24 protein-coding genes and 1 other RNA gene are annotated in these 24156 nt (G+C 66.2%); 11 read left to right on the top strand and 14 right to left on the bottom strand.

The features are described from left to right. Positions 1 to 43: 43 nt before the first annotated feature. The 5 genes from AB0T83_RS05350 to AB0T83_RS05370 form a co-directional block, all read right to left on the bottom strand. Positions 44 to 1654 (bottom strand): ABC transporter ATP-binding protein, encoded by a 1611-nt coding sequence (locus AB0T83_RS05350; RefSeq protein WP_366192016.1) that lies wholly within the window; start codon positions 1652 to 1654, stop codon positions 44 to 46. Beyond that, positions 1651 to 2796, bottom strand: a complete 1146-nt coding sequence (locus AB0T83_RS05355) for an ABC transporter permease (RefSeq protein ID WP_366192017.1) — start codon at positions 2794 to 2796, stop codon at positions 1651 to 1653. Before AB0T83_RS05355 ends, AB0T83_RS05350 begins: the two co-directional genes overlap by 4 nt. Before the next feature lies 1 nt (position 2797). Beyond that, a complete protein-coding gene (locus tag AB0T83_RS05360) occupies positions 2798 to 3883 on the bottom strand; it encodes a microcin C ABC transporter permease YejB (protein WP_366192018.1) in 1086 nt (361 codons plus the stop codon). Between the two features lie 3 nt (positions 3884 to 3886). Continuing rightward, positions 3887 to 5761: an extracellular solute-binding protein gene (locus tag AB0T83_RS05365; protein ID WP_366192019.1), complete on the bottom strand. Its 1875-nt coding sequence runs from the start codon at positions 5759 to 5761 to the stop codon at positions 3887 to 3889. Between the two features lie 219 nt (positions 5762 to 5980). Then, complete coding sequence (locus AB0T83_RS05370; RefSeq protein ID WP_366192020.1) at positions 5981 to 6505, bottom strand: c-type cytochrome; 525 nt, start codon at positions 6503 to 6505, stop codon at positions 5981 to 5983. 140 nt (positions 6506 to 6645) lie between these two features. Between AB0T83_RS05370 and AB0T83_RS05375 the strand changes: the two genes are divergently transcribed. Continuing rightward, the gene (locus AB0T83_RS05375) at positions 6646 to 7479 is read left to right on the top strand and encodes a prephenate dehydratase (RefSeq protein ID WP_366192021.1); all 834 of its coding nucleotides are present in this window, start codon (positions 6646 to 6648) and stop codon (positions 7477 to 7479) included. Positions 7480 to 7482: 3 nt separating this feature from the next. Here AB0T83_RS05375 and AB0T83_RS05380 read toward each other — a convergent pair whose 3' ends face one another. Next, entirely contained in the window at positions 7483 to 7938 is a 456-nt protein-coding gene (locus tag AB0T83_RS05380) for a hypothetical protein (RefSeq protein ID WP_366192022.1), read from the bottom strand. Next, a complete protein-coding gene (nudC, locus tag AB0T83_RS05385; protein ID WP_366192023.1) occupies positions 7935 to 8918 on the bottom strand; it encodes an NAD(+) diphosphatase in 984 nt (327 codons plus the stop codon). The genes AB0T83_RS05380 and nudC overlap by 4 nt, the downstream gene beginning before the upstream one ends. Before the next feature lie 242 nt (positions 8919 to 9160). Between nudC and AB0T83_RS05390 the strand changes: the two genes are divergently transcribed. From AB0T83_RS05390 to rsgA, 3 genes are all read left to right on the top strand, one after another. After that, positions 9161 to 10981, top strand: a complete 1821-nt coding sequence (locus AB0T83_RS05390; RefSeq protein ID WP_366192024.1) for a 5'-nucleotidase C-terminal domain-containing protein — start codon at positions 9161 to 9163, stop codon at positions 10979 to 10981. Positions 10982 to 11041: 60 nt separating this feature from the next. Continuing rightward, positions 11042 to 11138, top strand: an RNA gene (gene ffs, locus AB0T83_RS05395) — signal recognition particle sRNA small type. 154 nt (positions 11139 to 11292) lie between these two features. Next, complete coding sequence (gene rsgA / locus AB0T83_RS05400) at positions 11293 to 12324, top strand: ribosome small subunit-dependent GTPase A (RefSeq protein WP_366192025.1); 1032 nt, start codon at positions 11293 to 11295, stop codon at positions 12322 to 12324. 50 nt (positions 12325 to 12374) lie between these two features. Here rsgA and AB0T83_RS05405 read toward each other — a convergent pair whose 3' ends face one another. Beyond that, complete coding sequence (locus tag AB0T83_RS05405; RefSeq protein WP_366192026.1) at positions 12375 to 13916, bottom strand: ankyrin repeat domain-containing protein; 1542 nt, start codon at positions 13914 to 13916, stop codon at positions 12375 to 12377. Positions 13917 to 14332: 416 nt separating this feature from the next. Here AB0T83_RS05405 and AB0T83_RS05410 point away from each other — a divergent pair, with 416 nt between their 5' ends. The 3 genes from AB0T83_RS05410 (at position 14333) to recR (ending at position 17309) form a co-directional block, all read left to right on the top strand. Further along, the gene (locus tag AB0T83_RS05410) at positions 14333 to 16102 is read left to right on the top strand and encodes a DNA polymerase III subunit gamma/tau (RefSeq protein WP_366192027.1); all 1770 of its coding nucleotides are present in this window, start codon (positions 14333 to 14335) and stop codon (positions 16100 to 16102) included. Positions 16103 to 16114: 12 nt separating this feature from the next. Beyond that, complete coding sequence (locus AB0T83_RS05415) at positions 16115 to 16459, top strand: YbaB/EbfC family nucleoid-associated protein (RefSeq protein ID WP_193139571.1); 345 nt, start codon at positions 16115 to 16117, stop codon at positions 16457 to 16459. A gap of 256 nt (positions 16460 to 16715) precedes the next feature. Then, complete coding sequence (gene recR, locus AB0T83_RS05420; protein ID WP_366192028.1) at positions 16716 to 17309, top strand: recombination mediator RecR; 594 nt, start codon at positions 16716 to 16718, stop codon at positions 17307 to 17309. A 95-nt stretch (positions 17310 to 17404) separates the two neighbouring features. Here the strand turns inward: recR and AB0T83_RS05425 are convergent, their stop codons facing one another. Beyond that, positions 17405 to 18175 carry a DUF1013 domain-containing protein gene (locus tag AB0T83_RS05425; protein WP_366192029.1) on the bottom strand — a complete coding sequence of 257 codons (771 nt, stop codon included), beginning with the start codon at positions 18173 to 18175 and terminating at the stop codon, positions 17405 to 17407. A gap of 142 nt (positions 18176 to 18317) precedes the next feature. Between AB0T83_RS05425 and AB0T83_RS05430 the strand changes: the two genes are divergently transcribed. Continuing rightward, positions 18318 to 18974 carry a ribonuclease T2 family protein gene (locus AB0T83_RS05430; RefSeq protein ID WP_366192030.1) on the top strand — a complete coding sequence of 219 codons (657 nt, stop codon included), beginning with the start codon at positions 18318 to 18320 and terminating at the stop codon, positions 18972 to 18974. Between the two features lie 15 nt (positions 18975 to 18989). Here AB0T83_RS05430 and AB0T83_RS05435 read toward each other — a convergent pair whose 3' ends face one another. Beyond that, a complete protein-coding gene (locus AB0T83_RS05435; RefSeq protein WP_366192031.1) occupies positions 18990 to 19370 on the bottom strand; it encodes an HIT domain-containing protein in 381 nt (126 codons plus the stop codon). Between the two features lie 60 nt (positions 19371 to 19430). Beyond that, a complete protein-coding gene (gene nth, locus AB0T83_RS05440; protein ID WP_366192073.1) occupies positions 19431 to 20084 on the bottom strand; it encodes an endonuclease III in 654 nt (217 codons plus the stop codon). 109 nt (positions 20085 to 20193) lie between these two features. On the opposite strand from nth, the gene AB0T83_RS05445 reads away from it, so the two are divergent. Genes AB0T83_RS05445 through AB0T83_RS05455 form a run of 3 tightly spaced genes read left to right on the top strand, consistent with a single transcriptional unit; the run spans position 20194 to position 22649 of the window. Beyond that, the gene (locus tag AB0T83_RS05445) at positions 20194 to 21075 is read left to right on the top strand and encodes a methylated-DNA--[protein]-cysteine S-methyltransferase (protein ID WP_366192032.1); all 882 of its coding nucleotides are present in this window, start codon (positions 20194 to 20196) and stop codon (positions 21073 to 21075) included. Between the two features lie 60 nt (positions 21076 to 21135). Next, positions 21136 to 21804, top strand: a complete 669-nt coding sequence (locus AB0T83_RS05450) for a YiaD family glycine zipper/OmpA-like lipoprotein (protein WP_366192033.1) — start codon at positions 21136 to 21138, stop codon at positions 21802 to 21804. A gap of 59 nt (positions 21805 to 21863) precedes the next feature. Next, positions 21864 to 22649, top strand: a complete 786-nt coding sequence (locus tag AB0T83_RS05455) for an FCD domain-containing protein (RefSeq protein WP_366192034.1) — start codon at positions 21864 to 21866, stop codon at positions 22647 to 22649. Between the two features lie 69 nt (positions 22650 to 22718). Here the strand turns inward: AB0T83_RS05455 and AB0T83_RS05460 are convergent, their stop codons facing one another. The 3 genes from AB0T83_RS05460 to AB0T83_RS05470 all read right to left on the bottom strand — a co-directional run bounded on the left by AB0T83_RS05460 (position 22719) and on the right by AB0T83_RS05470 (position 24155). Next, complete coding sequence (locus AB0T83_RS05460) at positions 22719 to 23279, bottom strand: F0F1 ATP synthase subunit B (RefSeq protein WP_366192035.1); 561 nt, start codon at positions 23277 to 23279, stop codon at positions 22719 to 22721. 3 nt (positions 23280 to 23282) lie between these two features. Continuing rightward, entirely contained in the window at positions 23283 to 23834 is a 552-nt protein-coding gene (locus AB0T83_RS05465) for a F0F1 ATP synthase subunit B' (RefSeq protein ID WP_366192036.1), read from the bottom strand. A gap of 84 nt (positions 23835 to 23918) precedes the next feature. Beyond that, the gene (locus tag AB0T83_RS05470; protein ID WP_193139591.1) at positions 23919 to 24155 is read right to left on the bottom strand and encodes a F0F1 ATP synthase subunit C; all 237 of its coding nucleotides are present in this window, start codon (positions 24153 to 24155) and stop codon (positions 23919 to 23921) included. Position 24156: the final 1 nt, after the last annotated feature.

The following is a 24156-nucleotide window of genomic DNA, read 5'->3' on the forward strand; positions in this document are numbered from 1 at the left end:
TCACATACGCCCGGTCCGCATCCCGCAGGCCGGGCGTTTTCGGTCAGGCCGCGGTGTGGCGCGCATCCAGGTTCAGCGCGGCGGCCAGCAGGTCGCGGGTATAGTCGGATTTCGGCGCGCTGAAGACCTCCTGGCTGCGGCCCGATTCCACGATGTCGCCGGCCTTCATCACCAGCACCTTGTGGCTGAGCGCGCGCACCACCCGCAGATCGTGGCTGATGAACAGATAGGCCAGCCCGTGCCGCCGTTGCAGGTCGCGCAGCAGATCGACGATCTGCACCTGCACGGTCATGTCCAGCGCCGAGGTCGGTTCGTCCAGAACCACCAGCTTGGGCCGCAGGATCATGGCCCGCGCAATCGCGATACGCTGGCGCTGCCCGCCCGAGAATTCATGCGGATAGCGGTCGGCCATAGCCGGATCCAGCCCCACCTCTACCAATATCTCGGCCACCATCTGGGCCGGGGTCTTGCCGCTTTCGGTGCCATGCACGCCCAGTCCCTCGGCGATGATCTCGCCCACGTTCATGCGCGGGCTGAGCGAGCCGAAAGGATCCTGAAAGACGATCTGCATGTCCTTGCGCAGGGGCCGCAACGCCCGCGTTTTCAGCCCCGAGATGTCGCGCCCCATGTAGACGATCGGCCCTTTCGAGCCCACCAGCCGCATCAGCGCCAGCGCCAGCGTGGTCTTGCCCGAGCCGGATTCGCCGACGATGCCCAGCGTCTCGCCCTGCCGCACCGACAGCGTAGCGGCATTGACGGCCTTCACATGGCCCACGGTCTTGCGCAGGAAGCCCCTTGTGATCGGGAACCAGACCCGTAGATCGGTGCAGGACACGACCTCGGCCCCGGTGTCGGGGGCCGGATCGGGCAAGCCGGTCGGTTCAGCTTCCAGCAGCTTCCGGGTGTAGGGATGCTGCGGGTTGGCAAAAATCTCGTCGGTCTTGCCGGTTTCGACGATCTCGCCATCCTTCATCACGCAGACCCGGTCGGCAATGCGCCGCACGATGCCCAGGTCGTGGGTGATGAACAGCAGGCTCATGCCCTCAGCCTTCTTCAGGTCAGCCAGAAGCGCCAGGATCTGCGCCTGTATGGTCACATCCAGCGCCGTGGTCGGCTCGTCCGCGATCAGCAGTTCCGGCCCGTTGGCCAGCGCCATGGCGATCATCACCCGCTGCCGCTGGCCGCCGGACAACTGGTGCGGATAGGCGTCCAGACGGCTTTCCGCATCGCGGATGCCCACCTTCTGCAACAGGTCGATGATCCGCGCCCGCGCGGCATCGCCGGTCAGCCCCTGGTGCAGGGCCAGGCTTTCGCCGATCTGCTTTTCCAGCGTGTGCAGAGGGTTGAGCGAGGTCATCGGCTCCTGAAAGATGAAGCTGATGTCATTGCCGCGAATCTCGCGCAGCTTGGCTTCCGAGGCGCCGATCATTTGCTGACCCCTAAAGGTGACCGAGCCTTCGGTCTGCGCGCTTTCGGGCAGCAGCGCCACGGTGGACAGCGCCGTCACCGATTTGCCGGACCCGGATTCGCCCACCAGCGCGACGGTCTCCCCCGCGCCCACGTCGAAGCTGACGCCCTTCACCGCTTCGACCGTCCGGCCATCCTGGCTGAAGCAGACGCGCAGGCCGCGGACACTGAGAACCGGATCACTCATGCGAAGGTCTTTCTGGGGTCGAACGCGTCGCGCACGCCTTCGAAGATGAAGACCAGAAGCGACAGCATGATGGCGAAGGTGAAAAAGGCGGTGAAGCCCAGCCACGGGGCTTGCAGGTTCTGCTTGGCCTGCAAGGTCAATTCCCCCAGCGACGGAGCCGAGGATGGCAGCCCGAAACCAAGGAAGTCCAGTGCGGCGAGCGAGCCCAGCGTGCCGGTGATGACGAAGGGCAGCATGGTCAGCGTCGCCACCATGGCATTGGGCAGCACGTGGCGGAACATGATGATGCCGTTGCTGACCCCCAGCGCGCGGGCGGCGCGGACGTATTCGAAGTTCCGCGCGCGCAGGAATTCGGCGCGCACCACACCCACCAGCGCGGTCCAGCCGAACAGCACCATCAGGAACACCAGCAGCCAGAAGTTCATCTGGAAGATCGCCGCCACGATGATGATGATATAAAGGCTCGGCGTCGCGCCCCAAAGCTCGATCACACGCTGGAAGATCAGGTCGATCCAGCCGCCGAAATAACCCTGCACGGCCCCCGCCGCGATGCCGATGACCGAGGTGAGCGCGGTGACCACCAGTGCGAACAGCACAGACAGGCGGAACCCATAGATCACGCGGGCCATCACGTCGCGGGCGGTATCGTCGGTGCCCAGCCAGTGGTTGGCATCGGGCGCCGAAGGCGCGGTGCCGGCAATGTCGCTGACGGTGTTGTAGCTGTAGGGGATGACCGGCCACAGCAGCCAGCCCTTGCTGACCTCCTGGCCGTCGAATTGCCCGGTGTCCCGCACGCTGTCGATGACTCCTTCGGGATCGTCCCAGCAATCCTCCAGCCCGCCCGAGACGATCAGGCATTGCACCTCGATGTCACGATAGACGGCCTCGGTCCGGAAATCCCCGCCGAACTGGGTTTCGGGATAGAAGTTGAAGATCGGCATATAGAATTCGCCCTGATAGCGGACCAGCAGCGGCTTGTCGTTCGCGATGAACTCGGCAAACAGCGACAGGCCGAACAGCAGCGAAAAGACGATCAGCGACCAGAACGCCCGGCCATTGGCGCGGAAGTTGCGCCAGCGCCGCTGGTTCAGGGGCGACAGCCGCGACTTGCGGCGGGGGACGGTCGTGTCAACAACGGCCATCTCAGGTCTCCCGCGTCTCGAAGTCGATGCGCGGATCGATCCACACATACATCAGGTCCGACACCAGCCCCATCAGCAGGCCGATCAGGCCAAAGACATAAAGCGTGCCGAAGATCACCGGGTAGTCGCGGCTGACCGCCGCCTCGAAGCCCAGTCGGCCCAGACCGTCCAGCGAGAAGATCGTCTCGATGATCAGCGAGCCGCCGAAGAACACCGACACGAAGACTGCCGGAAACCCCGCGATAACGATCAGCATGGCGTTGCGGAACACATGGCCGTACAGCACCCGGCGCTCGGTCAGCCCCTTGGCCTTGGCGGTCATCACGTATTGCTTCTTGATCTCCTCAAGGAAGGAGTTCTTGGTCAGCAGCGTCAGCGTGGCGAAGGCCGAGATGGTCGAGGCCAGCACCGGCAGCGTGATGTGCCAGAAATAGTCGATGACCTTGCCCATCATGGTCAGGTCCGCGAAATTGTCCGAGGTCAGCCCGCGCAGCGGGAACCATTTCAGATAGGATCCGCCCGCGAACAGCACCAGCAGCAGGATCGCGAACAGGAAGCCTGGAATGGCATAGGCCACGATGATCGCGCCGCTGGTCCAGGTGTCGAACCTCGATCCATCCTTGACCGCCTTGCGGATGCCCAGCGGGATCGACACCAGATAGGCGATCAGCGTCGACCACAGGCCCAGCGAGATCGACACCGGCATCTTCTCCTTCACCAGATCGACGACGCTGATCGACCGGAAGTAGCTTTCGCCGAAATCGAAGCGGGCATAGTTGCCCAGCATGTTCAGAAACCGCTGCCACGCGGGCTTGTCGAAGCCGAATTCCTTTTCCAGTTGCTCGATGAAATCCGGTGGCAGGCCGCGTGCACCCAGATAGCCGTCGCCGGCATCGGTACCGCCGCCGCCGGCGTCATCGCCGCCGCCCGCGAAACTTCCGAACACATCGCCCTGCCCTTCGATCCGGGCAAGGATCTGTTCCACCGGGCCGCCGGGCACGAATTGCACCAGAATGAAGTTGATCAGCATGATGCCGATGAGGGTCGGGATGATCAGCGCCAGACGGCGCAGGATATAGGGACCCATGGGTTACCTCAGAACCCCGGCGGCCTTCAGCGCGGCGGCCCCTTCGGCGTCATACCACCAGAAGTCGAACTGTCCGAGGTCCAGCGGCGGCAGCGGGTCGGGACGGCCGTACATGTTGTAGTAAGCCACCCAGTGTTTGTCGTTGTACCACAGCGGGATTTCATAGTTCAGCGACCGCAAGGTGCGATCCAGCGCGTGGGTTGTGGTGGTCAGCTCGTCCAGCGTTTCGGCGGCCATGACCTCGGCCACCAGCTTGTCCACTGCCGGGCTGCGCAGCCGCGCGAGGTTACGTGAACTGTCGTCGGCGGTGGCCGAACCGAACCATTGCAGCAGCCCGCCCGAAGGCTCGAATCCCATCTGAAAGCCCTGGTTGGTCAGGTCGAAATCGCCCTTGCGGCGGCGTTCGACATATTGCGCGGTGTCGATCCGGTCCAGCCGTCCCGTCACGCCCAGAAGCTTCAGATTGTTGATGTAGGGGTTCACGATGCGGTCGAACAGCGGGCTGAACTGGATGATGACGACCTCCAGCTCCTGCCCGTCCTTGCGGCGGATACCGTCATCGCCGGTGATCCAGCCGGCTTCGTCCATCAGTTGCGAAGCGGCACGCAGGATACGGCGACTGGGCTGGTTGCGCTCGGCCCCGTGTTGCAGGGGGACATTGGCCTCGGCGGTCAGGATCTCGGGATCCAGAAGGCCCTCGTCCACCAGCGGTTGCAGGATGGCGATTTCTTCGGGCGTCGGCAGGCCGCTGGCGGCCAGATCTGTGCCCGGCCAGAACGACACCGGCTGCTTGTAAAGATCATAGAACAGCGTGTTATTCGACCATGCGAAGTTGAACATCATGCCGATGGCCTGACGGACGCGCTTGTCCTGCCATTTTTCCTTGTCCAGGTTGAACACCCAGCTCAGACGCTGGCCGACATTGCCGTCGGGCAGTTCCACCTTGGTGACATAGCCGTTCTGCAGCGCCGGAAAGTCGTATCCCGTGGCCCAGTCGCGCGACGAGCTTTCGGTGCGGAAGGTATAGTCGCCGGACTTGAAGCCCTCGAAGGCGGCGGAGCCGTCCGCGAAATATTCCACCCGGATGCGATCGAAGTTGTTGCGGCCGATGTTGAACGGCTGGTCCGCGCCCCAGAAATCGGGGTTGCGGGCATAGACCACGCGGCGGTTGATGTCGAAACTGTCCAGCACGTAGGCGCCGGTCGACATGAAGGGGCGCTTGGTGCTCTTGTCCAGCCGTACCCCGGTTTCCTCGAACCACGCCTTCGAGAACACCGGCGTGCCGCCCGCCAGACCGACCCGGTCGCGCATCGCGGCCTCGTCGGTGAAGCTGAACTTGATGCGGTAGGGGTCCAGAACCTCGACCCCGTCGAAATAGCGTTCGACCAGCCGCCGGTATTCGATGATGCCCTGCTCAAGGAACAGCCGGTGGGTAAAGGCCACATCCTCGGCGGTCATCGGCGTGCCATCCTGGAAGGTCACGTCGTCGCGCAGATTGAAGATCACCCACGACAGATCCTCGGGATATTCCAGCGTTGTGCACAGGTAGCAGTACAGCCCGTAAGGGTCATCGGCGGTCGAGGTCATGATTCGCTCGGTCCCGATGGTGTTGAGCGAGGCCGGCACCCCTTCGCGCGCGTACTGGTTGAAACTGTCGAAATTGCCCTGCGCCCAGACCGAGATTTCACCGCCCTTGGGGGCATCCGGGTTCACATAGTCCAGATGCGGGAAATCGGCGGGGTACTTGATGGCGCCGAAGCTGGAATAGGCATGCGCGGTGGTGACATCGTTCTGCGACATGGCCGGAACGGCGGTTGCGGACAGGATCGTGGCCAGAAGGGCCACCTTCTTGGTGGTGGCGCGCGGCGTCGGCGTCATCTGCTACTCCCCATGCAGTCATGCAAGCTGTTGCGCCCAAGCTAGTGGGCAGGGCCGACCATGTTCAAGGCGCGATTGCGCAAGCGTGAAGGGACGTGTGGGTCCGGCGCGGGATTTCTGCCCCAGATGGCCCCGATAGCGGGCAGGAACACCCGCAGCGCGCAAGAAAAAGGCCGCCCCGGAAGGCGGCCTGTAACTTGTCTTGATCCGGGCTGACGCTCAGTTGCCGGTGGTCTGCAGATAGGCCACCAGGTCGGCGCGATCGGTGATCTTTTTCAGACCGGCAAAGCTCATCTTGGTGCCTGGCGCCCAGCTCTTGGGATTCTCGAGGAACCCGTTCAGGTTCTCGGCGGTCCAGGCTTCGGCCGATTTGTCGGCCAGCGCGTCGGAATAGGCAAAGCCTGCAACGCTGGCGATGCCACGATCCACCACACCGTCAAGATGCGGGCCGGTGCCATCGGAGCCGTCCAGCTTGTGGCAGGCCTTGCACTTGCCAAAAACCTTCTCGCCCTTGCCGGCGTCGGCTTCGGTCAGGACCGATGCGAAATCCTGGATCTCGGCGGCATCGCTGTCACCGTGTCCGTCTTCTTCGCCGGTGTCGATGAGATAGGCTTGCTCGCCGTGATCGCCATGGCCGCCGCCGGTTGTGTACAGGGACTCACCAACCCAGCCGCCCAGAAGATAGACCAGAAGCGCGCCACAGAAAGCGCCCACAATTTTGGTCATCGTCATCGTGTCTAGCATTCTGTCGCCTCGTGCTTTCAGATTGCGCGCATCTAGCGGCTTCCGTCTGCCCGGTTCAAGGTGTAGGAGGCGCGACCAAACGACCATAAAGCCGCAGGATCCCGTCCTGACGGGAAAAACCGAAGCAGAGAGACGCAGCCATGACCCGCATCGCCTTCCAGGGGGAACCCGGCGCTTACTCCCACGAAGCTTGCCGCAATGCCCGCCCCAATTACGAGGCGGTGCCGTGCCGCACCTTCGAAGGTGTGATCGAGGCCGTGCGCGAGGGCCGGGCCGAGCTGGCGATGCTGCCGGTCGAAAACTCCACCTATGGCCGGGTCGCCGACATTCACCGGCTGCTGCCCGAAAGCGGGCTGCACATCGTCGAAGAGGCCTTCGTACGGGTGCATATCAACCTGCTGGCTCTGCCCGGCACCAAGCTGGACGACGTGCGCGAGGCCATGAGCCACACAGTACTGCTGGGTCAGTGCCGCAGCTTTCTGCGCCAACACGGCATCCACGCGGTGGTCGGCGCCGACACCGCCGGGTCGGCCCAGCAGGTGGCCGAGGAGGGCAATCCGGCAATGGCGGCGCTGGCTTCGGAACTGGCCGGCGAGATCTACGGGCTGGACGTTCTGGCCCGCCACATCGAGGATCACGACCGCAACACAACCCGCTTCCTGATCATGGCCAACGAACCCGACATGTCGCGGCGCGGCACCTCGGGGATGATGACCAGCTTCGTGTTCCGGGTGCGCAACATTCCGGCAGCGCTCTACAAGGCGATGGGCGGCTTCGCCACCAACGGTGTCAACATGACCAAGCTGGAAAGCTACATGGTGGGCGGCAGCTTCACCGCCACCCAGTTCTTCGCCGATATCGAGGGCCATCCCGACGATCCTGCGGTGGCACGGGCGCTGGAAGAGCTGGAATACTACACGTCGACCCTGTCGATCCTGGGTGTCTACCCCGCCGACCCGCGCCGCCACGAATAGGGATCAGGCCGGGATCTCCAGCGCGCGGGCCATGGCCGCGATGTTGCGCACCAGCCGTTCCTCGATGCGCGGGCGCAGCAGGTGCAGCGGCGGCATCAGCATGTGCCCCGACAGGGCACAGGGGCGCACCGACAGGTCGAACCGTGCCAGCGTCAGATCGGCGGCGCGGGCGGTAAATACGGCAGCGATCTTGACCTTCAACTCGGAGGTGCGCCCGGTCAGGGCATAGCCCTCGGGCGGGGCGATCTCGTCAAGGCACAGCGTCACCTCGCGCTGCAACCCGTGAAAGGTCACGTCGCACTGCCATGTGGCGCCGGGCCGCAAGGGCGTGCTGTGGTTCTGGCGGCGCAGCGCCATGGTCTTGGGCACCACCGCAGAAATCAGCCGGTCCAGATCGGAAAACCCCGCGAAGGCGGCGGACCGCGACACCGCGATCTCTTCCTCGTGGGAAACCTTCATCCGGGCATGTCTCCCAGCCGGTCGGCCAGCCATTGCCCCATGATGTAGCCGGCAATCGCGCCCTTCCGGGGGGCGCGAATGGTGGGATGGGCGCCCGTGAACACCTCCAGCAATTCCTCGCGGGTAATCCAGAGGGCATCCTCGATCTCGACCGGATCGACGGTGATTTCCGTGCTGCGGGCAATGCCGTGGCAGGCCAGCATCAGCGAGGACGGGAACGGCCAGGGCTGGCTGGCCAGATAGCGCACCGCGCCAACCTCGACGGCGGTTTCCTCGGCGACCTCGCGCCGCACGGCGGCTTCCAGCGTCTCGCCGGGTTCGACGAAGCCCGCCAACAGCGAATACATGCCGTCCGGCCACTGCGGAGAGCGGCCCAGAAGCAGGGAATTGCCATGGGTGACCAGCATGATGACCACCGGATCGGTGCGCGGAAAATGCTTGCCGTCGCAGGCCGCGCAATCGCGCTGCCAGCCGCCTTGCGTGATGGTCGTCGCCGCCCCGCAGTTGGAACAGAACCGGTGGCGTGCATGCCAGGACAACAGGGCGCGGGCGGTGGCCGCAAGCTCGGCATCGCGCGGGGTCAGCCCGGTCATCGCACCGCGCAGTTCGGCAAACCGGTGCTGCGGCGGGAAGGCCGGATGCACTTGTTCGGACGGATCGAAGAAGGCCTCCAGCGCGCCTTCGGGCACCGCGTCCGGCTCCCAGGCGGACAGATCCAGCGCGAAGCGTGGCGTGGCGGCGTCCATTCCAAGGAACAAGGGCGCTTCGACTGCCGCCTCAAGGCCGGCCGCATCCGTCGGCAGCCATCCGGCCGCCAAACTGTCCGCGTCGCCCGCGATCAGCGGCTTGCCACGCCAGAACGGCAGAACCCGTGCCGTGGGACCGTCATAGAGCGCACGCAGCCGGGCCGGGTCCGCGCGCAGAGGCGCGGCCCGTGGCAGCCCCGAGTCCCGGAACGCGAGCGAATTCGTGTCAAACATGCGGCGCGACCCCCGTTTCCCCTGCCCCGCCGCATCGCACAGCCCCTGCCGGATTGCAAACCACCGGCCCGGCGCGGGTGTTGCGAGAACACCCCGACTGCGCGAGAAATACAACCTTCGGTGCGGCCCGCCTTGCCCCCGGCGCAAAGGCTCCGTGAAGATGCGCATACCAGACGCGAACGTCATGGAAAGGGCGCCCGATTTCCACCTCGGAACACTTGCTGGACCCGGCACAGGTCTCCTTGCGGATTCTGTGCACCACCGATCTGCATGCCGCGATCTGGCCCTTCAACTATGCCACCGACAGGCAGGACGACACGCGCGGACTGGCGCTTCTGGCGCCGCTGATTCATGCTGCCCGGCGCGAGGCCGCCAACAGCTGCCTGTTCGACGTGGGCGACAGCCTGCAGGGCACTGCCCTGGCCGACGCCGCCGCCGGGGACCTGTCGTCCCCCCATCCGGTCATCGCGGCAATGAACAACTTGGACTATGACGCGGCAACGCTGGGCAACCACGATTTCGACTATGGTCTGGAGGCGCTGAGCGCGGCGATGACCGCCGCCCGGTTCCCCTTCGCGCTGGCCAACCTGCGAAATGCGCCCGGATCTTCCCCGGCCCTGCCGCCGCCCTTCGTCTTGCTGGACCGGGAGGTGACCGATCGTGCGGGGCGCAGGCATCCGCTGCGCCTCGGCGTTCTCGGTCTGGCGCCGCCGCAAACCATCCTGTGGAACGCCGCCGCGCTTGACGGCGCGGTGACAGCCGAAGAGGCCGCAGGCGTGGCGGAAGCCCTGATCCCGCAGATGCGCGCCGCCGGGGCGGATCTGATCGTGGCCCTGTGCCATTCCGGCATCGGCAGGGATACCGACACCGATCCGCCCGACATGTTCGCCCAGAAAATCGCCCGGCTGGAGGGGATCGACGCGCTTCTCACCGGCCACAGCCACGGGTGCCTGCCGGGGCCGGATTATACCGGCCATCCTGCCGTCGATGCCGAAAAGGGCGCGATTTGCGGCACGCCCGCCCTGATGGCCGGGGCGCATGGCCGCCACGTTGGCGTGCTCGATCTGGATCTTGCGCGCGGCAGCCGGGGCTGGACCGTCACCGGCGCGCAGGCCGGGTTGCGCGGCATCCCGGCGTCCCCGCCGCCCGCCGATCCGGCCATCCTGCAGGCAACCGCGCAGCACCACGCCCGGACCCGCGCCAGCCTGAGAGACATCATCGCCACCGCCGCGGTGCCGCTGCACACGGTGGCCGCCATGGTGGGACATGCGCCTGCCCTGCGGGTTCTGTCCGATGCGCAGGTCCGAACCGCACACCACATGCTGCGGGATCATTCGCTGGGCGATCTGCCCCTGCTGTCCGCGGTGGCCCCGATCCGGATGGGCGGGCGTGCCGGGCCATCGGCGTTCGTCGATCTTCCCGAAGGCCCGATCCGCGAACGAGACCTGCTGGACCTGGCCCCGTTTCCCAACCGCCTTTCGGTTTTCGAGATCACCGGCGCCCAGCTTCGGCTTTGGCTGGAACGCGCGGCGGCCTGCTATCGGCAGGTGTCGCCCGGCCCTGAGCCGCAGCCGCTGCTGGTGCCCGGCGCCCCCGGATACAATCTGGATACGGTCTTTGGCGTGACTTACGAGATCGACCTGCAGGCGCCAGCCTGGTTCGACGCGATCAGTGGCGTCGCCAAGGCGCGCCGGGGCCGTGGGCGCATCCGGCGGCTGGCCCTGAATGGCCAGACCGTGACCGATGCGGATCGCTTCGCCATGGTGACCAGCGCTTTCCGGGCCTGTGGCGGCGGCGGCTACCGCGCGCCCGCCGATCCGGAGGGGCAGTTGTTCTCTACCGACACTCTGCGCCAATGCCTGTCGGCCCATGCGCGCGACTTGCGCACCCTGAACCCGCCCGGCGACACGCCATGGCGTTTTGCGCCGATGGCCGCATCGGTACAGTTGCAAACCTCTCCAGCAGCGACTCCCGCCCATTTCGGCCCGCTGGAGCGCTCGGTGCAGGATCTCGGGCTGGATGCACAGGGGTTTCGCTTGCTGCGGCTGTCGTTGGACGGCTAGGCCATATGGCTTGCGCCCAGACCCTTGCATCCGTTTCGCAAGACGCTTAGATATCGCGGTGAGAGGTTGGCGCGGGCAGGCGCCTCGCCAACCCGGTCAGATCCGGAAGGAAGCAGCCGTAACGAGCCCCGCTTGGGTCGTTGTCCAGCCTCTCACCCACACCATCCAGCCCGGAGGTCATCTGATGATTGTTCTCGTCTCTCCCCGGGCAGCGCGTTTCTGACGGTCTGAACCGTCCCGCTGCCTGATCCGTATTGCCGCGCAAGCGATTGCTGCGCGGTGAGCAATGCGTGATATCAACAGGCAGACAAATGGCTTTTTCCCTTGCGGACCTTGGCTGGTCCAACTTTTTCCTGCAACAAGACCCTCAGGACGACGGCGATACACTGTATCGGCTGGCCCATGTTCATCGCGACCGCGCCGAAGGGCTGGGCTGTGACGGCCCCGTCGTTCTGACAACCGCGCCGCCGCTGACCACCGCAGAGCTGGCGGTCGGCGATTGGGTCGCGGCGGATCCCGATTTCCGAATCCGACATCGCTTTGACCGCAAGACCGTTCTGCAGCGCCGCGCGGCGGGCACCGATGCCCGCACCCAACTGATCGCGGCCAATGTGGACACCCTGTTCATCGTCGGCTCCTGCAACGCCGATTTCAGTCCGGCGCGGCTGGAGCGGTACCTGGCCCTGGCCAAGGGCGCCGGATGCTACCCGGTCGTGGTGCTGACCAAGGCCGATCTTTGCGACGATCCCGGCACTTTCCGTGCACAGGCCGAGACCCTCGCGCCCCTGTTGACCGTGCTGACGGTGGATGCCCATGCCGCTGAAGACATCCGGCAGGTGGCCGGCTGGCTGGGGCGCGGCCAGACCGGCGCGCTGGTCGGGTCGTCAGGAGTGGGCAAGACCACGCTTCTGAACGGGCTGACCGGGCAGCAGGAAGACACCCAGGCGATCCGCGAGGATGACGCCAAGGGGCGCCACACCACCACGGCGCGCGGGCTGTATCCGGTCGCCTCGGGCGGCTGGATCATCGACACCCCCGGAATGCGCGCCCTGCGGCTGTCAGACGCCAGCCAGGGCATCGACGATGTGTTCGAGGATGTCTCATCGCTGGCCACGCAATGCCGGTTCAGCGATTGCACGCATGAGACCGAACCCGGTTGCGCCATCCTTGCCGCGATCGAAAGCGGCGACCTGGACCCCGCCCGCCTGCGGCGCTGGCAGAAGCTGCGGCGCGAAGACCAGCACAACAGCCAGACGCTGGCGCAGGCCCGTGCCCGCGACAAGGCGTTTGGCAAGATGGTCCGCAACGTGGTGGCCGGGAAGAAGTCCAAGCGCGGCCTGTAAACCGCACCGGACAACCGGGGCGTCAATTCTACGGCGCCCCGGCGCACGGATCAGACCACTCCGCTGTCAACCACCTGCCCCGGATGCGCCTCGGCCCACGTCGCCAGCAGCGCCGCCATCTCGGGTTCCTCGGCCATGCCGACAGCCCGGCGCGGCAACGCGACGCCATGCTCAAGCGCAAGACGCATGCAGCCAGTGTGATCGCGCGCAGCCCGGTGTGGGCAATTCTCCGATCCATGCAGGATGGTTGAAAACACCGTTCCGCCGTAGGCGTTCACATGGCCCATGTCCGGGCCCTGCTTCAGGAACCAGGCGAAGACCTCGGTCAGCCCTTCCCATCCGGCCAGTTGCAGCGGGGTCAGGCCCATTTCGTCGGTCGCATTCGCATCAAACCCCATGGCCACCAGACGCTGCATCTGTGGCAGCGTGCCCGGACGCGGCACCAGCAGGGTCAGCAAGGGGCGCAGATCCGTTGAAACCCTGGCCATGTCGATCCAGTCGGTCGCGGAAACGTCCCCTTCTGCCGCCCGCGCCAATTGCGCCTCGATCGCCGAAAGCGCCGTATCCGCACCGCGCTGTTCCAGCCGCCGCGACAGGGCGGCCTGCCCGAAGATCCGCGCATAGGCATAGGCCGAATGCCCGTGGAACAGGGTCGCGGGATCAGCGCCATTGTCCAGCAGAAGATCCGCCATCGCCACCGAAGCCCCCCGCCGCGCCACCAGATGCAGCGCCGGCAGCGCTGACATTGCGGTGCCCGAGGGATGCGTGGCGGCCCCCTCGTTCGGATCCGCCCCCGCCGCAAGCAGCATCCGCACCGCCTCCACATCGTCGAAATCGATGGCCCGCAGCACGGCGTTGGTGCCCCTTGGAGACGCGCCATGCTCCAGCAGCATCCGCAGCCCCTCGTGATGGCCCAACTCGGTGGCGTGATAGAGCGATTCGCCATCGTCGGGATCGGCCCCATGCGCCAACAGCCATCGCGCCAGCACCATGTTGTTGCTGTGCCCGATGGCCCCGTACAGCGCCGACAGCCGATGGTTGGACCCCGGCTCCGCAGGGCAACTGTCATTTACCGATGCCCCGTGCCGCAACAGAAGCTCCGCAATGCCCAGCATGGCGTCGTCGGGTTCAGGCATCGCCTGGAAGCGGCGCGAAAACGCCAGATGCAGGATCGGCCGCCCGCGCGGCCCGAAGCTTTGCGTGGCCAGTAACGGGTCGCGGGCCAGTGCCGCCGCCACGGCCGCATGATCCAGAAGCGCCACCTGCAAGGCAAAATGCCCCTCGGCCAGATCCGGCGCCTCTTGCAACAACCGATCCACGCGGGCGTTCCGCCCCTGATACAGGGCTCGTTTCAGCGCCTGCAAACGCGCCGCGCCGTCCACGCCGTGCCGTGCCACGGCCTCTTTCAGTTGCGGCCAACTGGAAAATCCAGCCTCGCGCGCCACCACATGCAGCGCATCCGCATGCCGAAGGTCCACCACGGACGCCCCCTGCACTTGCCGGACACGCGCCACGGCCGCCGGATCGCCCTGATCATGGCCGGATTTGAGCGCCTTCGCAGATCGGCGCAGATGGTCGAGGGATTTCACCATCGGTTTCCTCATCGCTTGGCCCAGTGATCCGCCGACACGGGCATGAGAAAAACCGAAGATATTTCTTCGTTCAGGTCTCGATAGGGTGCCGACAACAGCTTTCCGCGGATCAGGAGGCCGCCCCGAACGGCCCTTCCCTGAGGGTACCGCTGCACATCTTGCCTCGCAAGGGGCAACTCCCGCCCTCTGTTGCGCCCTTGCGGGCGCGCCGCCGGTTGGGCCGGGCGCCGCTGGCGCGGCGCGGTTGCACCTTTTTCTTGTCGAAAACACTCAAAATCCCGCCGCCGCCACAGGCCCCGCCCCCACATCGAAGGCACGACCCGATTTGACCTGCATTCCGGCCCGTCCATCTGGACCTCCGCTCCGCTGCCCCCTAGCTTGGCTGCAACCAATGATTCCCCGGGGAGACGACACAGGTGAGCGACAGCGGCTATCAGGTTCTGGCACGCAAGTACCGCCCCGAAACCTTCGCCGACCTGGTGGGTCAGGAGGCGATGGTCCGCACCCTGAAGAACGCCTTCGCCGCCGACCGCATCGCCCAGGCCTTCATGATGACCGGCATCCGCGGCACCGGGAAGACCTCTACCGCGCGGATCATCGCCAAGGGCATGAACTGCACCGGCCCGGACGGTCAGGGCGGCCCCACCACCGATCCCTGCGGCCAGTGCCCGCAGTGTCGTGGCATCGCCACAGGCACCCATGTGGATGTGATCGAGATGGACGGCGCCAGCCAGACCCGCATCGACGACATCCGCAGCAACGTCCTCGACAGCGTCACCTATGCGCCGGCCGAAAGCCGCTACAAGATCTACATCATCGACGAGGTGCACATGCTCAGCACCTCGGCCTTCAACGCGCTGCTCAAGACGCTGGAGGAACCCCCCCGGCACGTGAAGTTCATCTTCGCCACAACCGAGATCCGCAAGGTGCCGGTGACGGTGCTGTCGCGGTGCCAGCGCTTCGACCTGCGCCGGATCGAGCCCGAGGACATGCTGGCCCTGCTGCGCCGCATCGCCGAGGCCGAGGGTGCGCAGATCACCGATGAGGCGCTGGCGCTGATCACCCGCGCCGCCGAAGGCTCGGCCCGCGACGGCACCTCGCTGCTGGATCAGGCGATCAGCCATGGCGCTGGCGAAACCGGGGCCGATCAGGTCCGCGCCATGCTGGGTCTGGCCGACCGGGGCCGGGTGCTGGACCTGTTCGACCTGATCATGAAGGGCGAGGCCGCCGCCGCGCTGAACGAATTGGCCGCGCAATACGCCGATGGCGCCGACCCGCAATCGGTACTGCGCGACCTGGCCGAGATCGCCCATTGGCTTTCGGTCACCAAGGTCACCCCGGACGCCGGCGACGACCCCACCCTGCCCCCCGACACCCGCGCCCGCGGACAGGAAATGTCGGCCCGCCTCAGCCAGCGGGTGCTGGGCCGGGCCTGGCAGATGCTGCTGAAATCCCTCGAAGAGGTCGCCGCCGCGCCCAATGCCATGATGGCCGCCGAGATGGCGGTGATCCGCATGACCCATGTGGCCGACCTGCCGCCGCCGGAAGAGCTGTTGCGCCGCCTGAACGCGCAACCGACCGGATCGCCCGCCCAGTCGGCTTCCCCTGCGCGCCCTGCCCCAGCAGGCGCGCCGACCGCGCGACAGGCCCCCGTCGCGTCGCCGCGCGCACGGGTCTCCCGCACCTCCGGCCCGGCCACGGCTGCGGCCCCAAATGCCGACGCCGAAGCCGCGCTGGCCCGATTTGCCACTTTCGAGGACGTGGTCGCCCTGATCCGCCGCCACCGCGACGTGAAACTGTTGCTCGAGGTGGAAAACGCGCTGCACCTCGTGCGCTATTCGCCCGGGCGGATCACCTTCCGTCCGGCCCCACAGGCGGCCCCGGACCTGGCGCAAACACTTGGCGCGCGACTGCAGGCCTGGACCGGCAACCGCTGGGCGGTCACCGTCACCACAACGGAAGACGGCGCCCCAACCATCGCCCAGACTCGCGCGGCGGAAACCGACGCGCTGACGGCACAGGCGTTGGAACATCCCATGGTGCAAGCGGTGTTTGCGCGCTTTCCCGGCGCCGAGATCATTGATATCCGAACCCCCGAAGCCATCGCCGCGGACGCCGCGCAGGAGGCCCTGCCGGAACTGCCCGAGGCCGATGAGAACTGGGACCCGTTTGACGACGATTTCTGAAAGGACGACACGATGCTTAAAGGACTTGGCGGTCTGGGCGACATGGGCAAGATGATGAAAGCTGCCCAGGAAATGAAGGACAAGATGGAGGCGCTGCAGGAAGAGCTGACCACCATCACCGTGGAAGGCGAAAGCGGCGCCGGACTGGTGCGCGCCACGGCGACGGCCAAGGGCGAGCTGACCGCCCTGTCGATCGATCCGTCGATCTTCCACAAGGATGAAAAGGAAATGGTCGAGGACCTGATCCTTGCGGCGATCAAGGACGCGCAATCCAAGGCGCAGGATCGCACCCAGGCCGAAATGCGCAAGCTCACCGAATCCATGGGCCTGCCCGCAGATATGAAACTGCCCTTCTGAGCATGGGCGCGCCCTTCGCGGACCGGGTCACGAGCGCCGAAGGCGCGGCGCAGCCGCTGGCCCTTGACGCGGGCCGCGGCGGGATCACGGGCGCGTCGAGCCGTACCGTGGTGCGGCTTTCCCAGCGAAATCGCCCTGCCCTCTCCGCCGACCCGCGGCAGTCAGGCCGGGTGCCCACGGGCCCCGTCGCCGCCAAGGGCGGGGATGGGGGGAAAGGTCGTGGCGCGCCTGCGCGCCTCCGCGTGGCAGGGCGGACATGAGCGCGCCGCCCTCGGTTGAGACGCTCATCGAACTGATGGCCAAGCTGCCCGGTCTCGGACCGCGCTCGGCTCGCCGCGCGGTGCTGCATCTGCTGCGCAAGCGGTCTCTGTTGTTGCTGCCTCTGGCGGACCTGCTGACCGAGGTCGCGCGCACCGCGCGTGAATGCGTGACCTGCGGCAATATCGCGACCGAAGACCAATGCCCGATCTGCACAGATCCGCGCCGGGCCACCGGGGTGATTTGCGTTGTGGAAGACGTGGCCGACCTCTGGGCCATGGAACGCACCGGCGCCTTCAAGGGCCGTTACCACGTACTGGGCGGCACCCTGTCGGCGCTGGATGACATCGGTCCCGAGGATCTGGGCCTGCCGAAACTGTCCCGCCGCATTACCGACGAGGGCGTGTCTGAGGTGATCCTTGCCCTGAACGCCACCGTGGACGGGCTGACCACCGCGCATTACATCGCCGATCTGCTGGAAGACGGGGTACTTGTGACCTCGCTGGCGCAGGGCGTGCCGGTGGGGGGCGAGTTGGACTACCTGGACGACGGCACCATCGGGGCGGCGCTGAAGGCCCGCGGACGGGTCTAGACGGCACAGGTCGGATCCTGAGTATTTTCGACAAGAAAAAGGGCGCGGGGTCATCGACCCGCGCCCTCAAACCTTGTTGCTGACGAAGGGTCAGATCAGGGGATCAGGTTGTCCTCGCCATCCTCATCCTCGTCGTCGCCATTGTCCGGCAGATTGAAGAAGCTGTCGGCGTCGATCGGCGCGTCTTTCTTGTCGTCTTCGTCCATGGAGCCACCCAGGGTGAAGGTTTCCAGCCCGGAAATCGCCGTCGGGATCTTGGGTTCGGCGTCCATCTCCAGCGATTGCTCGGTCGAGACCAGCTTGCGGCGTTCGTCATCGGACATGACTGCGCCCTCGCGGGCCTTCTTGGCGGCGGCTTTCTGGACGGCGGCGTCCAGTTCCGACTGCCGGCACAGGCCCAGGGCCACCGGATCGACCGGCTGGATGTTGGAGATGTTCCAATGGGTGCGCTCGCGGATCGCCTGGATCGTCGGCTTGGTGGTGCCAACCAGCTTGGCGATCTGGCTGTCTGCCAGTTCCGGATGGAACTTGACCAGCCAGAGGATCGACGCCGGGCGATCCTGGCGCTTGCTGAGCGGGGTGTAGCGCGGGCCGCGGCGCTTGTCCTCGCCCGAGGCCGCCGGGTTGTATTTGAGCTTCAGCTTGTAGAGCGGGTTCTTCTCGCCCTGGTCGATCTCGCTCTGGTCGAGCTGGTTGTTGGCGACCGGGTCGAACCCCTTGACGCCGGCGGCCACGTCACCGTCGGCGATGCCCTGCACCTCAAGCTGGTGAAAGCCGCAGAATTCGGCGATCTGCTTGAAGCTGAGTGTCGTGTTGTCCACCAGCCAGACGGCGGTGGCCTTGGCCATGATCGGCTTGCCTTGCATGGCGATCTCCTGTCATTCGTTGTCCCGTCGAGAAGGCGCAATTTCCCCGCGCCGTGACTCGGCTGCGCCGGGAGGGCGCGTCTTCTCGATGTAGGGAAGATTGAGTGTATATAGGGCGGCTTGTCCGCGGAGGAAAGAGAAAATGCGAACTGCTGCGGCCCGCGGGCTGGTGTTGAGCATGGCCTTGCTAAGCCTGATGTCCGCGGCGGCGCGCGCCGACCATGATCGGCCCGGGGTCTTCGACTATTACGTGTTGTCGCTGTCCTGGTCGCCGAACTGGTGCCTGCGCGAAGGCGATGCCCGCGAGGCCGAACAATGCGACGCCCGGTACGACCATGGCTGGCTGTTGCACGGGCTGTGGCCCCAGCACGAGGACGGCTATCCCAAGTACTGCCACACCGACACTGCCGATCCGACGCGGGCGCAAAGCGGCGACATGGCCGACATCATGGGCTCGGGCGGGCTGGCCTGGTACCAGTGGAAGAAACATGGCCGCTGCACCGGTCTGAGCGGGCCGCAATACTATGCACTGTCGCGCGACGCCTACGCCCGGATCACCCGACCCGACCTGCTGCGCAAGCTGGACAAGACGGTGAAACTGCCCGCCTCGGTCATCGAGGAAGCGTTTCTTGAGGTCAACCCGGCCCTGTCCGCCGCAGCCCTGACCATTACCTGCCGCGATGGCATGATCCAGGAGGCGCGCGTCTGCCTGACCCGCGATCTGGAGCCGCGCCCCTGCGGCGACGGCGTGTCCCGCGATTGCTCGCTGGACGACGCCCTGTTTGCCCCGATCCGCTAGGGGCGCCTGTGGCCGTCAGGCCGGTTGCAGGATGCGGCCCAGCGGACGGCCCGCCACGAGGTGCACATGCATGTGCGGCACTTCTTGAATCGCATCCTCGCCCGCGTTCGAGATCAGGCGGAATCCGCCCGCGCCCGTGGCCGGTTGCACGCCCAGCATCTCGGCGATCTTGCCGACGGTTCGGGTGAAATCCACGATCTCGACGTCCGAGGCTTCCAGCGCGAAGTGATCGAAGGTGGCATAGGGCCCCTTGGGGATCACCAGCACATGTTCGGGCGTCTGCGGCTGGATATCGCGGAACGCCAGGCTGTACTCGGTTTCGAGCACGGTGTTGTTGGGGATCTCGCCGCGCAGGATCTTGGCGAAGATGTTCTGGTCGTCATAGGCAAAGGCCATTGGGGCGCCTCATGTGTCTGGAAATCTTTGTGCCTGTGTCCGCTTCTGCACCGGCGGCTGTCAAGCGGGCTGAATGACCTTCTCTTCGAAGGCGCAGAGGTCGCGGATGATGCAGGTGCCGCACATGGGTTTGCGCGCCTTGCAGTGATAGCGCCCGTGCAGGATCAGCCAGTGATGGGCGTGCTGCTGGAACTCGGCGGGAACCTGATCCTCGATCGCGCGTTCCACCGCATCCACATCCTTGCCCGGACACAGGCCGGTGCGGTTGCCGACCCGGAAGATATGGGTGTCGACGGCCTGCGCGGGCATCTTGAACCACATGTTCAGCACCACGTTGGCGGTCTTGCGCCCGACGCCGGGCAGCGAGACCAGCGCCGCGCGCGACGAGGGCACCTGCCCGCCAAAATCGTCCACCAGGATCCGGCTCAGCTTGATGACGTTCCTGGCCTTGTTGCGATAGAGGCCGATGGTCTTGATGTGCTCGATCACGCCCTCCTCCCCCAGTGCCAGCATCTTCTCGGGGGTGTCGGCGATCCTGAACAACTCGCGGGTGGCCTTGTTGACCCCGGCGTCCGTGGCTTGCGCCGACAGCGCCACCGCGACCACCAGCGTGAAAGCGTTGACGTGGTCCAGCTCACCCTTGGGCTCGGGTTCGGCGTCGCGGAAGCGCGAAAACGCCTCGACGATGGTGGCGTAATCGGCCTGCGGTGACATCGGCGTGGGCGACGGCGCCCCGGCAGCGGGGGCCTTGGCCTTGCGGCGCGGTTTCGCTTGCGCAGGTTTCGGGTCGTTCGACGCCGGTTTTGCCGCTACATCCTTGGCCATGACCCGTTCTTCCTCATCCTCGTCCGCAGCGGACACCGCCCCCGAGGGGGCCTATCACTATGGCGTCATGGCGCGTGCCATCGCCGCCATCGACGCCGCCGGGGGCGCGCCCCTGCCGCTGGCCGATCTGGCCGCTGAATTGCACATGTCGCCGGCCCATTTCCAGCGCATCTTCACCCGCTGGGCCGGGGTCTCGCCGAAACGCTATCAGCAATACCTGGCGCTTGACCATGCCAAGCGGCTGCTGGCCGAACAAGCCACCACCCTGGCCACGGCGCAGGAGGTGGGTCTGAGCGGCTCGGGCCGGCTGCACGATCTGTTCCTGCGGTGGGAAGCGATGACACCGGGCGACTATGCCCGCGCCGGCAAGGGCCTGCTGATCCGCATGGGGATGACCGACACGCCTTTCGGCCCGGCGCTGGCCATGGCCACCGACCACGGCCTGTGCGGGCTGGCCTTCACCGCCGAGACCGGCGAGGACGCAGCCCGCACCGACCTGTGCGCCCGCTGGCCCGCCGCGCGTTTCGTCGAGGATCCGGATGTGGTTGCGCCGATGGTCGCGGATGCCCTGGGCGGGCGCGGGGCCCGGCTGCACCTGATCGGCGCGCCGTTCCAGATCAAGGTCTGGGAGGCGCTGCTGCATATCCCCTCGGGCCAAGTGACCACCTATTCCGACATTGCCCGTGTGGTCGGCAAGCCCAACGCGCAGCGGGCCGTGGGCACCGCCGTGGGGCGCAACCCCATCAGCCTGCTGATCCCCTGCCACCGGGCGTTGCGCAAATCCGGTGCCCTTGGCGGCTATCACTGGGGGCTGCCGGTCAAGCGCGCCATCCTGGCCTGGGAAAGTGCGCGGAGAGACGCCGAGTTCACGCAAGCCTGACTCGCAATTCTGCCCGGTTTCGCCATATTGGCGGCAAAGAAAACGAGCAGAGGCAAACCCATGTTCCCCACCCGCATCCCGACCGCCGCCAAAGGCGCCGGACTTCTGACCCTCGCACTGGCCCTGACCGCCTGTACCCCGGCCTATGAACAAGCCACCGGGTCCGGCAACCGCAATGCCACCACCGGCGCGATCATCGGCGGTGTGGCGGGGGGGCTTCTGGCCGGACCTGTCACCGGGGGCAACGGCGGCAAGGCCGCGGTCGGCGCCGTGGCCGGGGCCGCCGTGGGCGCGGCCATCGGCAACGCACTGGATCGGCAGGCCGCCGAGCTGGACCAGCAGCTGGGCGACAGCATCACCGTGGAAAACCAGGGCGACAAGCTGCTGGTGAACTTCCCGCAGGACATCCTGTTCGCCGTGGACAGCGCCGCCGTGGCCGAAAGCCAGAAGGCCGAACTGCGCACTCTGGCAGCCAACCTGCAGCGTTATCCCGACACCACGATTCAGATCATCGGCCATACCGACAACACCGGCGCGGCAAGCTACAACTTCGACCTGTCGGCGCGGCGCGCGGGCGCGGTGTCTTCGGTGCTGGTCGGCGCCGGTGTCGCGGGCAACCGCCTGACCGCCATTGGACGGGGCGAGGATGCGCCCATCGCGTCGAACCTCTCGGCCGAAGGCCGTGCCCAGAACCGCCGGGTCGAGGTCGTCATCCGCCCCACCACCTGACGCGTCTTGCGGGCGGGCCGCACCGGTCATACCCTTTGACCAGAGTGAAAGGCCCGCCCTTGACGTTCCGCCGCATCGACCACGCAACGGTTTCCGCCTCGATAATCCGCCAGATCGAGGATCTGATACTGCGCGGCATCCTGCGTCCCGGAGAGCGCCTGCCTCCCGAACGGGAGCTTGCCGAACGGCTGGGGGTCTCGCGCCCAACCCTGCGCGACGCCATCGCCGAGTTGTCGGAGCGGGGCCTTCTGACCCGCCGCGCCGGGGCCGGGATCTTTGTGGCCGAGGTTCTGGGCTCGGCCTTCGCACCGGCGCTGATCGACCTCTTTGCCTCCAATGAAACCGCCGTCTTCGACTATCTGGAATTCCGGCGCGAGCTTGAGGCCATGGCCGCCGCCCGCGCGGCGCGGCTGGGCTCGGATACCGACCTTGCGGTGATCGACACGGTCTATCGCCGGATGGAAGCGGCCCATGCCAAGCGCGATCGCACCGAAGAGGCCACACTGGACGCGGAATTTCACTTGTCGATCCTGGAAGCCAGCCACAACGTCATCCTGCTGCACATGATGCGGTCGATGTTCGACCTGCTCCGGCAGGGGGTGTTCTACAACCGCCAGGCGATGTTCCGTCAGCACACGGTCCGCGCACAGCTGTTGCAGCAGCACAAGGCCATCAACAGCGCCCTGCAGGCCCGCGATCCCGATGCCGCGCGCGCAGCGGTCGAGGCGCATCTGCGGTTTGTCGAGACCACCCTGCGGGACGAGGGCCGCGCCCGTGACAATGAAGCCATCGCCGCGCAACGGCTGGCGCATCAGGAAGAACGGGCCGCCGGGCGCAAGGGCTGACCCAACTGACCCGCAAACGAAAAACCCGGCCAGTGGCCGGGTTTCACGAGATCGCATGTCGCAAACCGCTCAGTGCAGCTTGGCAGACACTTCGTCGATCGAGGCGTCGATGCTGGCCGAAACCGCCTCGGCGCTGGTGTTTTTGGCCATCACGTTGCGAGCCGCGGCAACCGCCACGGTGATCGCACGGTCGCGGACCTCTTTCACCGCGTTGGCTTCCGCCGACGCGATCTGGTCCTCGGCCGCCTGCAGACGACGGGCGATGGAGACCTTCAGATCCTCCTTGGCCTGTTCGGCTGCCGCTTCAGCTTCTTTCTTGGCACCGGCGACGATGCGCGCGGCCTGCTCCTGCATCTCTTTCTGCTTGCGCTCGTACGAGGCCAGCAGCGTCTGGGCTTCTTCCCGCAGGTTACGGGCTTCGTCCAGATCGGACAGGATGTTGTCCGCGCGCTTGTCCAGCAAGCCGCCCAGCAGCGCCGGCACCTTGAAGTAGACCAGCACGCCGATGAACAGCAGGAACGCCAGCAGCACCACGAAGTTGGTGTTGTGCAGCGAGAAGAACGGACCGCTGGCGGCCAGCGCGGGGCTGGCAGCAACGACAGCGGCAAAGGCAAGGCTCAGTCGTTTCATGGCTTACCCTTTCAGCTGCGCGGAAACCGCGGCGTTCACGGCGTCGTCATCGCTGGTGCCACCCAGGGCAGCCACCAGAGCGGCGGCGGTGTCCTTGGCCACCAGTTCGACACTTTCCACGGCCCCGGCGCGAATCTCGCCGATCCGGGCTTCCGAGTCCGCGGTTTTCGCCGAGATCTCGGCATCCGCCTTGGCAATCGCATCGTCCAGGTCCGCCTGAATGGCGGCACGGGCTTCCGCAGTGATACGGGCGCTTTCGGCGCGCGCATCGGCCAGGGCCTTCTGATAAGCCGTTTCAGCTTCCTGCGCCTTGAGCTTGAGCTCTTCGGCGGCAGCAATGTCGTTGGTGATCGTCCCCTGACGGTCTGCCAGGATGGCCGCGATGCGCGGCAGCGCCACGCGCGACAGGATCAGGTAGATCGCGCCAAGCGCGATAATGAGCCAGAAGATCTGGTTCGGGAAATGCGCGAATTCCAGCTGCGGCATTCCTGCCGCTTCGGCTGCGTGCCCACCCCCGTGTGCCGCATCTGCGGCAACATGCTTGGTGTCGGCCATGTCGTCCTCCTGGAACCTAGAGACTTACACGGGCAGGGCAACGCGTCGGCGCCCCGCCCGGTCGTAAGGATGGGTCCGGGTGGATCAGACGGCGAACATCAGCAGAAGGGCAACGAGGAACGAGAAGATCCCCAGAGCTTCCGCGAACGCGATGCCGATGAACAGGGTCGCGGTCTGGTCGGCAGCAGCCGACGGGTTGCGCAGGGCGCCAGACAGGAAGTTGCCGGCCACATTGCCCACACCCATCGCGGAGCCGCCCATGCCCATGCAGGCCAGACCAGCGCCGATGTATGCACCCATTTGTACGATATCGCCTTCCATG

The sequence above is a fragment of the Meridianimarinicoccus marinus genome (assembly GCF_040689105.1).
GTDB classification, from domain to species: Bacteria; Pseudomonadota; Alphaproteobacteria; order Rhodobacterales; family Rhodobacteraceae; genus Meridianimarinicoccus; species Meridianimarinicoccus marinus.